Source organism: Cyclobacterium sp. (genome assembly GCF_014762705.1).
In the GTDB taxonomy this organism is placed as follows: domain Bacteria; phylum Bacteroidota; class Bacteroidia; order Cytophagales; family Cyclobacteriaceae; genus Cyclobacterium.
Genome location: NZ_JABURL010000017.1, coordinates 1 through 13,717 on the forward strand (window position 1 = coordinate 1; position 13,717 = coordinate 13,717).

The window sequence follows — 13,717 nt, forward strand, 5'->3', positions numbered from 1 at the left end:
TAACAAAGGAATGAGCAGGGTCATTAATGATGCGAGCAGGAAGCGTATTCGTCGTGTAGGGACGAACAGCAATGGCTGTACTGAATATCAGTCTAGTTCAAATAAAAATAGCTCAATTAACTAAGTATTAAAAAAATGAATGCTGCCCATCTTCATCTCGTCCTCAACCATTTTCCAATCATTGTACCCATTATCGGGGTTTTGGTCATGATAACAGCTCTGATAATCAAATCAGAAATGCTTAAAAAAGTTACCTATGGCCTTTACGTTCTTGGGGCATTATTCACCCTGCCCGCCTTTGGGACGGGAGAAGATGCAGAGGAAATCATAGAAAACCTTCCAGGAATCGAAGAAAAATTCATTGAAAATCACGAAGAGGCTGCAGAGACCTTCGCCTACTTTTCTTACGGTTTGGGAATTTTGTCAATTTTGGGATTTTGGGCGAATTGGAAAGAAAATTCTTTTTCTAATTTACTTTCTTTTGTTGTTTTGTTATTCGCTTTCCTTCTACTCTTTTTTGCAAAAGAGGTCGGTACTACTGGCGGTGAAATAAGGCACCCTGAAATCCGGAAAGGTTTTGATTTGGAAAAAGTCAACTGACATCCAATTTATTAAAACTTGGGATTGATTCTTAATCGATCTGATTTGAAATCAGAATTACAAAAACATTTTTAGGGGTTTTAATCGGGCCAAATGCCAAATTGGATTAAGAAATAATTTTGAAAAGTGATGAATTACGCTGGCCTCAATGACCTGGAAGTAAATGCCAACCGAAAATCTTTTGGGGGTAATAAAATGGATAAAAAGCCCGAAAGCCCTATCTGGAGTATTTTGAGTGAGATAATCAAAGAGCCTTTGTTTATCATTTTGATTGCAGCATCAGCCATTTACTTTAGTCTTGGGGAGATCACCGAAGGCATCATCATGTTGGTAGCAATAGGATTGGTCTCAGGAATATCCGTTTTTCAGGAGAATAAAAGCCGTAACGCAGTCAATGCACTTAAAAAGCTATCCAGGCCTCATGCAAAAGTTTACAGGAACCGGAAAATCATCCAGATTCCTACAGAAGAAATAGTTGTCAAAGATCTGTTTCTGGTCGAAGATGGAGATATGATTCCGGCAGATGCCAAAATAATTGAAGCGCATGATTTTTCGGTCAATGAAAGTATTCTGACAGGTGAATCTCTGTCGGTATCTAAAAGTCAGCATTCCGAATCTCCCAGTATTTTCCAGGGCACTACCGTAGATGCAGGAAATTGCGTTGCCGAGGTATACGCAGTGGGGAGTCAGACTGCTTTGGGCAAAATTGGTACAAGTTTAGGGGAAATTATAGAGACAAAAACTCCTTTACAAATCCAGATCAAAAGCTTTGTGCGGTCAATGGTTATTTTTGGAGCAATTGCTTTTCTTCTCGTATGGGGGATCAATTATTTAAATTCTCAGGATATCCTGAATTCCCTGCTAAATGGACTTACATTGGCAATGTCTGTATTACCGGAAGAAATACCGGTTGCTTTTAGCACTTTTATGGCTCTGGGAGCTTACCGGCTTTATAAAAACAAGGTCATTATCAGAAGTCCATATACAGTGGAAACCCTGGGAACAGCGTCCGTTATCTGTACAGATAAAACAGGCACCCTTACTGAAAACAGGATGGAACTCAGGGCTGTCTATGACTTAGGCACAGAAAGTATTCAGGATTTCACCAAAGATTCTCCTGTGTTTAATCAGACTTTAAATTATGCCCTTTGGTCGTCAGAAATTCTACCATTTGACCCCATGGAAAAATCCATCCATGAAGTTTATGCAAAGTTGGCACCCATTGATGAAAGGAAGTCGGCAAAAATGCTACACGAATACCCACTCAGTGGGAAGCCTCCATTGATGACACATATTTTTCAAATGGCAAATGGTGAAAAAATCATCGCCGTCAAAGGAAGTGTGGAAGGTGTAATTAAACAGAGTAAATTATCCGATGTGGAAACCGAAAAAGTTTTTGCGCAATTGGAAGGATTTACCTCCCAGGGTTACAGGGTCCTGGCAGTTGGAAAAGCTGATCCCGATATGGCAAAATATCCAAAAACCCAACAGGAGTTTAATTTCGAATTCCTGGGATTACTGGCTTTTTATGATCCTCCAAAAAAGAATATCCAGGAGGTGTTAAAAACCTTTTATTCGGCTGGTATCAAAGTTAAAATGATAACTGGAGATTATGCCCAAACCGCCTCTGCTGTTGCAGCTCAAATCGGATTGAAATCTTCAGGTCAGATATTGACCGGCGACCAGGTGCTGGCCCTGGATAGAGCCGGTCTCCGGAAAAAGGTGGACAAGATAGACGTCTTTGCGCGCATGTATCCAGAGGCAAAACTCAGGGTCATCGAGGCCCTTAAACAAAATGGTGAAATAGTAGCCATGACCGGAGACGGCGTTAATGATGGGCCAGCCCTCAAGGCAGCCCATATCGGAATATCTATGGGCAGACGGGGAAGTGAGGTAGCCAAAAGTGCTGCGGCCCTTGTATTGATGGATGACGATCTTGTTCACATGACGAAGGCGGTGGCATTGGGGAGACGGATTTATGAAAATCTAAAAAAAGCCATTCAATACATCATTTCGATCCATATCCCCATTATTTTGGTGGTATTATTGCCATTGGCATTTAGCTGGGAATTCACATTGATTTTTTCGCCCATACATGTGATTTTTCTGGAGTTGATTATGGGGCCGACCTGTTCTATAGTATTCGAAAATGAACCCATAGAACCCAACTCCATGACGAATCCACCAAGAAAAATGTCACAAACCTTTTTTTCCTGGGCCGAACTTTCCCTGAGTGTGGTACAAGGATTGACAATAACTACAGTTGCTTTGGGGCTGGGTTATTACCTGATGATTCAGGGCGAAAACATTGAAACAGTGCGAACCATTATTTTCACAACTTTGGTTTTAAGCAATGTCTTTCTCACCTTGGTAAACAGATCCTTTTATTATTCGGTACTGAAAACGATCAAATACCCCAATAAGCTGGTGCCTTTGGTTTTAGGCATTTCTCTGCTTTTATTGGTAATAATATTGACCGTTCCGTCTATCCAATCGGTATTTGAATTTGATACCGTCAATATGGAATTGATCGGTGCAACGATGGTTGTTTCTTTTTTTGGTGTTTTCTGGATTGAATTGTGGAAAACCTGGCAAAGAAAAAAATTTAAGATTGAAAAATGCAAATAAAAATGAACCAAGCAGGAAGGTTTGCCCAGCCACAAGTAATATGGTTTGCGGAGATGACAACAGCAGGATATAAATTGCCTTTGAATAGAGAACTGGAAGCCGGATAATTGTCAACAAATCATACCCCAATGGTCTTTCGATATCCGGGAGCCACTTCAGCTTATTATATTGGATACTTCCTTTCTTTCTCAGGCCAGGACATCTTGTACACATGAATTTAACGCTTCTTGATGTCGATTTTTAAATAAATTTTTGAATTTGATATACAGATAGCGTAGCTTCAGTTTTTATCGAAAAAATTGCTACCCAGTAATGATACTTAATAATAGTCATCGTATTTTAATGCAACAGATATAATTCACAAAAATTAATAACTAAAACTACATTTTCTAAACACATGAAAAAACTATCCCAAATTGCACTAGGCCTGGCATTGCTTGCTTTCTACTCTTGCAACAATTCCACCAAAGTTGAAGAAACCGAAACGCAGGCAAGCGAAGATAACTTTAGCCTGGTAAGGGACTCTACAAAAGTAAGTTTCGTGGCTTATAAGACCACGGATAAGGTACCAGTGGGTGGTGAATTTACCAATATAAATATCAATAACTTCGGATCCGGGGAGACGGCATTGGAAGCCATGAACGGTACGGAATTCAGCATTCCGGTCAGCAGTTTATTTACCAATGATCCAACAGGAACCAGAGATCCTAAAATTTTAGAATTTTTCTTTGGTGCATTGGAAAACACCGAGCTGATATCAGGTGTATTCAAAGTGGATGCCAATCAGCAATGTTCCATCGATGTTACCCTAAACGGACAAACAGAAACCATCCCCTTGGAATATTCGGTGGTAGATGATACCAAATTCGTTTTTGATGGGGTAATGGAACTGGGCAACTGGGATGCTCTGGATGCCGTAGCATCTATCAATAAAGCTTGCGAAGCTTTGCATACAGGATCTGATGGAGTAAGCAAAACCTGGAGCGAAGTTGCCGTAAAGGCGGTGGTGCTACTGGCTAAAAAATAACTAACGAGAATAAAAATCCGCAAACCCACATCAAAGTAAGTATTGGTGTGGGTTTTTTTATTTCCTAATGAACGTAAAATGGTAAGTTTTGCCTGGATGGATTTCTCTATCGAAAAACTGACTGAGATAATCAGGAACCAACTCAGCGGTGTAACTCAATTGGAAGCAAACCTATTGGGAAACAATTTAAACGCAATTTTTGTTAATGCATTGTAAAAGATTCAATCATAAAGTATAATTTCTTAATCTCAGGTATATTACTCCGCTTTTGGAATCTCCAATTTATATCCTGAATTCATCGCTGTTGATGCGATGCATTATTTCCAGATAATCAAAATACCATGATTCCTTTCCATAGAAAATACCGCTTTGTTTTTATCCTGTTTTTATTCTATCTGCCCTCCTGTACTGAAACCAAAACCATGGAGGTAACTGCCACGGCCTACAATTCTGTGGAGAGCCAGACCAAAAAAGGAGACCCTACCACAACTGCTTTTGGAGACAAACTTAAGCCTGGTATGAAAGCTATTGCAGTATCCAGAGACCTGCTGGCAGTAGAAGGTATTGAGCACGGTGCAGAGGTGGAGATAAAAGGCCTCCCCGGTAAATACAAGGTGCTGGATAAAATGAACAGGCGCTGGACAAAAAAAATTGATATTTACATGGGAGAAAATGTGGCCCAGGCCAGAGAATGGGGCATGAAGCAGGTTGAAATCAGTTGGATAGTAGATTGAATACCATTGACATGAAGAAGATTTCTGAATCGGGTTTTATACCAAATACCTTAATCTGGTAATTTTTTTTTATTTATTGTAACGAATCATAGCTCGTTTTTTTTTTATTGATAGCAAGGCAATTATTCCTACTATCAATAATAAGAGTTCCAAAATCCAAAAATGCAAATGGAAAATTATAAAAATACTTTTTCGGCGAGTACCAACACAACATGGGTGAAAATATGGGCTAGAAAAGCACTCTCCAATCCTTTTTTCCAATATAGCCACCCGAAAACAAGACCACCGACTGAATTGCCGATAAGGACATAAGCTATCAGGATAAGACTGGGCTTTTCCACAACTTGAAAAACTACTGGGAAATGCCCAATGGCAAAAATAAATGCGGAAAGGACAATCCCAGTCCAATACACATAGACCCGGGTACTCTTAAAAAGTTTCGCGCCGATCCAAACCATCAGCGTCATCAATCCAAACCTCATAAAGATTTCCTCAGTGAGCCCACCATATAAAAACCTTGCTGCAAGAGTAAGGTGGAGAGATGAGTTCAGAAGTTCAAACTCTGTGGGGGAAATGTACCTATATAGACCGAGAATGCTGAGTAACATTCCGGTGAGCACTCCCCCCAGAAGTCCATAAATTGCGATTTCGCAAAGGTTTGGCGATTCCTGCTTTATTCCCACCACTTTCTCAATAATAGGAACACTCAGGTTAACCTTTTGATACAGGAGGGTACCTACAAGCACCGCAACCATTAAAAGAATGGTAGGGTTGACCAAAGTCAACAGCTTAACTTGCAAAGGAGTAAACTTTTCTTCCAGTATCGAAACAAGCTCCTCAGGCAAGGGGATATCCATGGTTAAGATAGACAACATACCCAACATTCCAAGGAGAAATAAGAACAGTGCCAGGTAAAATTTTTTTCTCTTCATCACGGCTGAAATTAAATCGAAAGTATATCGCAAATAAGCGGGTTAATTTTCCAAATAAACAAACAAAAAATTCAATCAAAACAGCATGCTACCTGGCTACCTAATAAACAGTTTGAAATTCAGACAAAAATGAAAGTGAAATCTTTATCTTTCTGGGCAAAATACCAGAGCTAACTTTAATGCAAATCCAGTTCTGCCAATTAGTTAAGGGTATGGGTATATACTAATACCAACAAACAGCCCTATGACAAGGCTTCCGGTGGAGGGTCTTTTCTGCTGAATTTGTCATCAGGTAGTGGAATAAAGGTATCCTTATCATCCGGTGGCAAATCAATTCTTCCTTGCTTCCAGTCCTCCCTGGCCTGCTCGATGCGTTCCTTACGGCTACTCACAAAATTCCACCAGATAAAGCGCTCGCCTACCGGATCTCCTCCGAGCAACATCAGTGTACAATCTTGCTGCGCAAAGACATTGGCCTGCTCTTCTTTCGAAAATACCAGCAATTGCCCTTTGGTATACTGTTGGCTACCCAATGCCAATGTACCTTTCGCCACATACAATCCCCGCTCTTCGTATCCCAGCGGAACATCCAGTCGATAACCTTTTTTCAATTCCACATGCAGGTAAAAAAGCGGGGAGTGGGTAGGTACATTACTTTTCAAACCATAGGCCTCCCCTGCTATCTGCCGCATCCATAGTCCTTTTTCCTCGAATACAGGCAATCGCTCTTTTTGATAATTTAAGAAAGTAGGATCCGATTCCTCGTCTTTTTCAGGCAAGGCCACCCAGGTTTGAATCATTTCCAGCTGCCCTCCTGCCAGCACAGCAGGATCCTCAAAGCGTTCACTATGGGCAATGCCTTTTCCGGCCGTCATCCAGTTGACTTCTCCAGGTTCGATGATTTGCTTTACACCCAGGCTATCCCTATGGGTAACCTTGCCTTTAAACAAATAACTTACGGTAGAAAGGCCAATATGAGGATGAGGAAGCACGTCCATATCCTTTCCTTTTTCAGCACCCAGGCTGACCGGTCCGGCATGGTCCATAAAGATAAAAGGACCAACCATGCGGCGTTTGCGAAATGGCAAAATTCGGTTGACCATCATTCCTGGTCCTATGGTAGCTTCTCGGGCATTAATGACGATTTCGGGCATGGCAGATTTTAAATTACTTAACAGCATTAAATAAAGACATCGATCAAATTATTTCTTTAACAAATGGATCAGTTACAATCTTCAAATTGAGAACTGTTGACCTATCTTTCTCCTGTAGACTTTTAAGAATTTGTCATTGAAATTATTTAATTATCTCGAAAGATTTTCCAGCCAGGAAACATGTTCCTTACCACCATTGGCATTGTTAGGCCAGCGTTTCCAGATTTTAGATACAATATCCCGATCACCATCACCATCAATATCTCCAATCAATGCATCGTGTCCCCCCAGTTTTCCGTCAAATATCACCCTCTCCTCAAATTTACCCCCTTTTCCATCCATGTTTTCCCAAATATACCAGCCTGATCCCCTACCCTCAGGAAAAATAACTGTTAATAATATTTACCTAACCATAACATTTCTGAAGGGTCAGACAGGTTGGTAATATTTACTTTTGAAGGAAAAGAAGCCATCTGGCCTTCTTCGGTTTGGTGTACCTCTTCTATTTGGTATTCAACCCAATTGAATCCCGGCTTTAATTCCAATTGATAGGCATAGGTAACATTTACATCTGTATCTGAGTCCACAAATTTCGAGAAGGAGCAACTTGTATTCAATGTCAAATCATCTTCCAGAAAAACCACTTCCCAAAACTTCCCTACTACAGCTGGATTGTAGGCTTCGTCTTCCAGCCAGGGAATAAGGTTTTCATCAGATACCAAAAAGGCAGTTCCTGCCCACTGTTCTTTTTGCAAGAGACGCATAAAATCAATTCTTGCAGCAGGAACATCATGTTTTTCACCAAAATCGTCTCCTGTACCACACCTCAACCTAAAATTAAAATACAAATCTCCCATGAACATGGCTTTGACATCTTCGGGAACAGTTTCTGCATTTTTACCCCTAAGATCTATGGAAAAACTTCCCTTTTTATCCACCTGCCCTACCAGAATCGAATGATCCATGCCAAAAGGCATCAATACCAAATCCATGCTTTTTTTAGGATGAGATGCTATTTCTCCCTGAAATCCTTGTGCCAAAACGGTATCAGCTATAAAAACCGTTAATAGTGCGATTAATATTCTTTTCATATTTGGGATAGACTTTGTTATATTCTCACATTAATTGATGGATCAAAGAAATTTATTGTATAATACTGCTGTATCATCTTTTGTACAATTAAACGAAATAGGAATGTTATTTTTCTTATTGGTCCCTTATAAAAATAAAAACTTTTTATTTAATTTAATGTGTGTTCTTCGATCTTTTTTAAAACCCATTTATCAGGCAATTTCCAGAGGAATTTTCCAATCATTCATTGTCCTTTTTCTAAATACAGGTAGCCTATTCCTTCTACGGTCCATTACTATTTCTTCCGGAATACTGCCTTTACAATTATTCCCAGTGCTACATCCCAAACCATTGCACTGCATTTTCATAAAACACCTTGTCTACCACTTCTTTGGGCAAGTGTAAGCCTTTGAAGGGCTTATCGATCAGTTCACTTTCCATTTCATTATCGGTTACAAAGTATTCCCAATCGCGCTTCCAGGTAATCTCCATCGCCTGCGACAACTCCTCCCTGGATCGCTTCCCATCATCACCCAAATCCGTCCCGTACAGGATACGGTCCTGGTAGTTTATTAAAAAATTCCGCACCTTTTCCCTATCATTTGCCGTCTGGTAAAACAAATTCCCCATGCGTGCTGCCAAGTCCACCGACATATTGGGAAAGCGGTCCAGGGTTCGGGCCAAAACATCCACATCGTATTCCAAACTGCCCAGGTGCGCCCCTACAAACCGCAAGTTTGGGTTTTTTGCCAACATCCTATCTCGAGCCTCCATCAAGTCCTTGTGAGAGGGCATTTCTGGGTGCAGGTACATGTAGTACTCGGGATGACTTTCGAAATACCGGCGGTTATTGTTGGTAGTCATGGAGTCTAGTGGAAGCCAACAGTTTTTTGGTTCTCCCAGATGCCCCATCAGGGTTTTGTCCTGATCCTGAATGAATTGGAAAATGGGGTCAAAACGGGCATCGTCAATCTGTATAAGGTTACCGGCAGCATCCCTGGAAACCATTCCGATGTTTTTCCAGACTTTAACCCCTAAGGCTCCCTGTTCAAAGCAACTGTCCAGCCAGGATATCACCCTGGATTGCCAGTTTTCTTCCTCCCAGTCAGCAACGGCAAAGGCTGTTACCATTGCTACCGTATGTGGAGACTGTTCGTGTTGGAGCTGTCCGTACCTGAATTTACGGTAAACATCATTCCATCCATCATCCTTTTCCAGGCAAACATTAATAAGGCGGAAATTATCCTCTTTAGCCTTTTCCAAAAAGAATGCACGATCGGTATTCAAATGAATATGGACATCCATTTTCTTAACCTCCGGGTAATTTTCCATGGTATACCACTCCTCCTGCTGGCCAAATGCCATCAAATTAGAAAGAAAGAAAATTGGAAATAAGTACTTTATCATAATGGGTTTATCAATTTTAAAGAACACGATACAATAAGTAAATTACTTTGTCAGCAATAGCATCCTATTTAAAAATAAGCCTATTATAATGGCGAATAGAAAAAGGCTAAAACTTTATCCTACCTGCACTTCACCAATTTATTTTTCCATCCCAAACCAGTTCACCGCATTGTGATAAAACACCTTGTCCACCACCTCTTTAGGCAAATGTAAGCCTTGAAAGGCTTCGTTGATCAGGTCGCTTTCCATCATGTTATCGCTAACAAAAAATTCCCAATCCCGCTTCCATGCCGCATCCATGGCAGCGTACAACTCCTCCTCAGTCCTGCTTCCGTTATCAGACAGGTCTGTGGCATAAAGGAGGCGGTCCTGGTACCGGATAAAGAACTCCCGCACTTTTTCACGGTCTTCAGCTGTTTGGTAAAATACCTGCCCCATCCGTGCCGCCAGATCCACTGCCATATTGGGAAAACGGTCCAGGGTCCTGGCCAATTCTTCCACATCGTATTCCAGACTTCCCATGTGGGCTCCTACAAATTTTAGGTCAGGATGCTTTTCCAGCATATTGTCCCTGCGTTGGATCAGCTCTTCATGGCTGGGCATTTCGGGCTGCAGGTACATGTGGTATTCGGGATGGTTGCCATAATAATTCCTGTCATTATTTGTGGTCATTTCATCCAGGGGAAGCCAGCAATTCTTAGGCTCTGCCAAGTGCCCCATCAAAGTCTTGCCCTGTTGCCGAATGTGATCAAAGATGGGATCAAAACGAGCATCGTCAATTTGTATCAGGTTTCCGGCTGTATCCCGGGAGACCATCCCTATATTCTTCCATACTTTCACTCCCAATGCTCCCTGTTCAAAGCAACTGTCTAACCAGTGGATCACTTTTTCCTCCCAATCAGGACTGTCCCAATTTGATACCGCAAAAGCGGTCACATTGGCTACCTTTTCCGGATGGGCCTGTTCCTGTTGCCTGCCATAGTCAAATTTTCGGTATACATCATTCCAGCCATCTGTATATTCCAGGGCTACATTGATCAGCTTAAAGCCATCCCTGGCTGCCTTTTCCACAAACAGGCTACGATCGGTCTCTATATGGACATGAACGTCCATTTTGGGGACCTCAGGATAGTTCTCTAAGGTATAATTATTTGAATCAGACCCACAAGCCATTCCCAAAAATGAATAAATGAAAAGTATTATATATCCGGTCAGTTGCCATTCTGTTTTCATATTGCATTTGGTTATCCAATCAAATTAGTACATAATTGGAGAACTTGACAGAAAAACCGGAAAAAATTATTTTTTCGGTAAGTGATTTTTTATAAAAATGCCCTATTTTGTGCTTTACTTTTCATTTTCAGCTGCACCATCTGGAATTGAATCACTCAAAATTGAAAGAGACAAAACACCATTTTACTGATGAATAAAAATTTCGCTTACTGTTTTTATTTGTTTTTTCTGCTTGCCGCCTGTCAACAACAGGAATTACAAAAACCTGTTTTTGATATTTCTCCTGCAGACCGCCTGGATCCTAAAAGAACCGAAGCTCCTTATCCGCAAATCGGTATCCCCGAAGGAGTGGATATGGAGTCTGCCCGCTGGAATGGGATTGACCTTACACCTACCGCACCGGTAGTTCCCTTATCCGCTGTTGAAGAGCAAAAGACTTTTCACCTTCAACCTGGCTATCAAATAGAGCCCATTCTGGCCGAACCACATATTCAGGAACCTGCAGCCATCCAATTTGATGGCAATGGAAGGATGTATGTATTGGAATTAAGGACCTATATGCAAGATATTGATGCCACGGGGGAGCTGATGCCAGCGGGTCGCATTTCCCGTTGGGAGGATAAGGATGACGATGGTATCTACGAAACAGGAGTAGTTTTTCTGGACAGCCTGGTGTTCCCTCGGTTTGTGGTGCCTTTCGGACCCAATACCATTCTATCCATGGAATCCAATGAAGACCATGTTTATAAATACACCGATACCGATAATGATGGCCAGGCGGATACCAAGGAGCTTTTTGCCACTGGATTAGGCCGCTCGGGCAATGTGGAGCACCAGACCAGCTTTCTGACCTGGACCATGGACAACTGGATGTACAGTACTTATAACATGCGCCGGATCCGTTGGACACCCGATGGGGTGATCCAGGAACCCACCGGAAATCCTTATGGACAGTGGGGCGTAACCCAGGACAATTATGGTCAGGTATGGTTTCAGGATGGTGCCGGGGGTGTACCTCAAAATTTTAATTTCCCTATCGTTTACGGTAATTTCAGGATTGAAGGACAGTTTCAGGAGGGGTTTCGGGAACCCTTTAGCCTTGTCGCATTGGCTGATTTCGAACCGGGCATGAGAGAAACCAAACCCGATGGTTCCTTAAATAACGTGACGGGAGCAGCAGGCAACGATGTGTTTCGTGGGGACCGCCTGCCCAAAGAACTGGTCAACCAATATTTCTACGGAGAACCCGTAGGCCGGATTGTCAGGCAGGTCAGGTCTGATAAGTCAGAAGGACTGACTTATATTCAAAACGAATACCGTGACCAGGGAACGGAGTTTATCCAATCTACGGATCCGCTGTTTCGACCAGTAGACATGGCTACAGCCCCGGATGGCACCATGTACATTGTTGACATGTACCGGGGGATCATACAGGAGGGCAATTGGACGCAGGAAGGCAGTTACCTGCGCACCAAACTGCAACAGTATCAAATGGACGATATCGTAGGCAATGGACGTATCTGGCGACTGACGCATAAGGACCATTCCCGAAGTACCGAAAAACCACGCATGTTTGAAGAATCGGCCAGTGAACTGGTTCAGCACCTGACTCATGCCAATGGCTGGTGGAGGGACAAAGCCCAGCAACTACTGATCTTGCGCCAGGACCGTTCGGTCGTTCCCCAACTAGAGCAAATGGCCAGAGATCATGACAATGAACTGGCCCGCATCCATGCTTTATGGACCTTAGAGGGATTGGGATCTTTAAAGGCAAATTTGGTGCGTGAATGGTTTGAAGGAAGTAATCCAAACCTTCGAATTCAGGCCCTGAGAGCTGGAGAAACCCTCTACAAATACGGTGAAAAAAGCCTTGAAACGGATTACAAAAAAATGATGGGAGATCCCGATCCTGAGGTTGCAGTGCAGGCTTTACTGAGTGCTTATGTACTTAATTTTGAAGGGATTGAAGATCAGTTACAAATGGTCCTTTCCAACAATCAAGCCAAAGGGGTGCAAACCGTTGCCCGGCAAATACTCGAAAAAATCGCTGCTGCTAAGGAGCGTGCAGCCACCCGGTATACGGCAGAAGAAAGGGTGCTTTTTGATCATGGAAAATCCATCTTTGACAGTTATTGCGCCACTTGCCATGGAATAAAAGGGCTGGGAACGCCAACAGGAGATGATGGAGAACTTATTGCACCTGGTTTTTCCGGATCTCCAAGAATACAAGGTCACCCGGAATATGCTGTTAAGACCTTATTGCATGGCCTCACGGGTGCCATAGAAGGGAAAGAATATGAGGGGGTCATGATAGCCATGGGAGAAAATTCAGACGACTGGATAGCATCTGTGGTTTCATATATCCGCAATGACTTTGGCAATCAGGGAAGCTTTATCAGCCCGGAATACGTTTCTCAAATCCGGGAAGCTACCAAAGAACAAAGTGGTAATTATTCCCATGATGCCCTGGTGGCAGAAGTTCCCAAACAGCTTTTTCCCCAGGACAATTGGAAGGTAAGTGCCAGTAGTACTGCCCTGCAAGGTGTAGGCTCAACACGTGATCCAAGCTATGCATTTGGCTTCAAGGGTTGGAGAACAGACGAAGCACAAGAAAAGGGAATGTGGTTCCAGGTAAACCTCCCTACTCCGCAAAACCTGGCGGAAATACAGTTTGATGCAGGAGATGAACACTATCCGGGACATTTTACGGTAGAGGTTTCTCCCGACGGTAATTCCTGGAAAGAAGTGGCCTCAGAAAAAGGTAAAAAAGGAATCAATCAGATTCCATGGAATGCTGAAAGCCCTGTAACGCATGTGCGCCTGGTGCTGAAGGAAGGTCGAGATGAAACCTGGGCCATGAAGAACCTTAAACTATATGCCCGTTGATAAAGAAGAATTGAAATGGTTCAAATCTTTTATATGGCACAACAT

At 42.3% G+C, this 13,717-nt stretch carries 11 protein-coding genes; 5 read left to right on the forward strand and 6 right to left on the reverse strand.

What is annotated here, in order from left to right; all coding sequences use genetic code 11:
• The first annotated feature begins 237 nt into the window (after positions 1 to 237).
• From HUJ21_RS02550 to HUJ21_RS02565, 4 genes are all read left to right on the forward strand, one after another.
• Entirely contained in the window at positions 238 to 600 is a 363-nt protein-coding gene (locus HUJ21_RS02550; RefSeq protein ID WP_291367010.1) for a hypothetical protein, read from the forward strand.
• A gap of 129 nt (positions 601 to 729) precedes the next feature.
• On the forward strand, positions 730 to 3,228 hold the full coding sequence (locus HUJ21_RS02555; RefSeq protein ID WP_291367012.1) for a cation-translocating P-type ATPase: 2,499 nt from the start codon (positions 730 to 732) through the stop codon (positions 3,226 to 3,228).
• A gap of 397 nt (positions 3,229 to 3,625) precedes the next feature.
• Positions 3,626 to 4,255 carry a YceI family protein gene (locus tag HUJ21_RS02560; RefSeq protein ID WP_291367014.1) on the forward strand — a complete coding sequence of 210 codons (630 nt, stop codon included), beginning with the start codon at positions 3,626 to 3,628 and terminating at the stop codon, positions 4,253 to 4,255.
• A 341-nt stretch (positions 4,256 to 4,596) separates the two neighbouring features.
• Positions 4,597 to 4,989 carry a hypothetical protein gene (locus HUJ21_RS02565; RefSeq protein WP_291367016.1) on the forward strand — a complete coding sequence of 131 codons (393 nt, stop codon included), beginning with the start codon at positions 4,597 to 4,599 and terminating at the stop codon, positions 4,987 to 4,989.
• Between the two features lie 176 nt (positions 4,990 to 5,165).
• On the opposite strand, the gene HUJ21_RS02570 is transcribed toward HUJ21_RS02565, so the two are convergent.
• From HUJ21_RS02570 to HUJ21_RS02595, 6 genes are all read right to left on the reverse strand, one after another.
• Positions 5,166 to 5,921 carry a CPBP family intramembrane glutamic endopeptidase gene (locus HUJ21_RS02570; RefSeq protein WP_291367018.1) on the reverse strand — a complete coding sequence of 252 codons (756 nt, stop codon included), beginning with the start codon at positions 5,919 to 5,921 and terminating at the stop codon, positions 5,166 to 5,168.
• Positions 5,922 to 6,163: 242 nt separating this feature from the next.
• Complete coding sequence (locus tag HUJ21_RS02575) at positions 6,164 to 7,075, reverse strand: pirin family protein (protein WP_291367020.1); 912 nt, start codon at positions 7,073 to 7,075, stop codon at positions 6,164 to 6,166.
• A gap of 150 nt (positions 7,076 to 7,225) precedes the next feature.
• Positions 7,226 to 7,477: an FG-GAP-like repeat-containing protein gene (locus tag HUJ21_RS02580; protein WP_366483551.1), complete on the reverse strand. Its 252-nt coding sequence runs from the start codon at positions 7,475 to 7,477 to the stop codon at positions 7,226 to 7,228.
• On the reverse strand, positions 7,468 to 8,166 hold the full coding sequence (locus HUJ21_RS02585) for a hypothetical protein (RefSeq protein ID WP_291367024.1): 699 nt from the start codon (positions 8,164 to 8,166) through the stop codon (positions 7,468 to 7,470). Before HUJ21_RS02585 ends, HUJ21_RS02580 begins: the two co-directional genes overlap by 10 nt.
• 316 nt (positions 8,167 to 8,482) lie before the next feature.
• Positions 8,483 to 9,553, reverse strand: a complete 1,071-nt coding sequence (locus HUJ21_RS02590) for an amidohydrolase family protein (protein WP_291367026.1) — start codon at positions 9,551 to 9,553, stop codon at positions 8,483 to 8,485.
• A 138-nt stretch (positions 9,554 to 9,691) separates the two neighbouring features.
• Positions 9,692 to 10,786, reverse strand: a complete 1,095-nt coding sequence (locus HUJ21_RS02595) for an amidohydrolase family protein (protein ID WP_291367028.1) — start codon at positions 10,784 to 10,786, stop codon at positions 9,692 to 9,694.
• A gap of 189 nt (positions 10,787 to 10,975) precedes the next feature.
• On the opposite strand from HUJ21_RS02595, the gene HUJ21_RS02600 reads away from it, so the two are divergent.
• Complete coding sequence (locus HUJ21_RS02600) at positions 10,976 to 13,672, forward strand: discoidin domain-containing protein (RefSeq protein WP_291367029.1); 2,697 nt, start codon at positions 10,976 to 10,978, stop codon at positions 13,670 to 13,672.
• Positions 13,673 to 13,717: the final 45 nt, after the last annotated feature.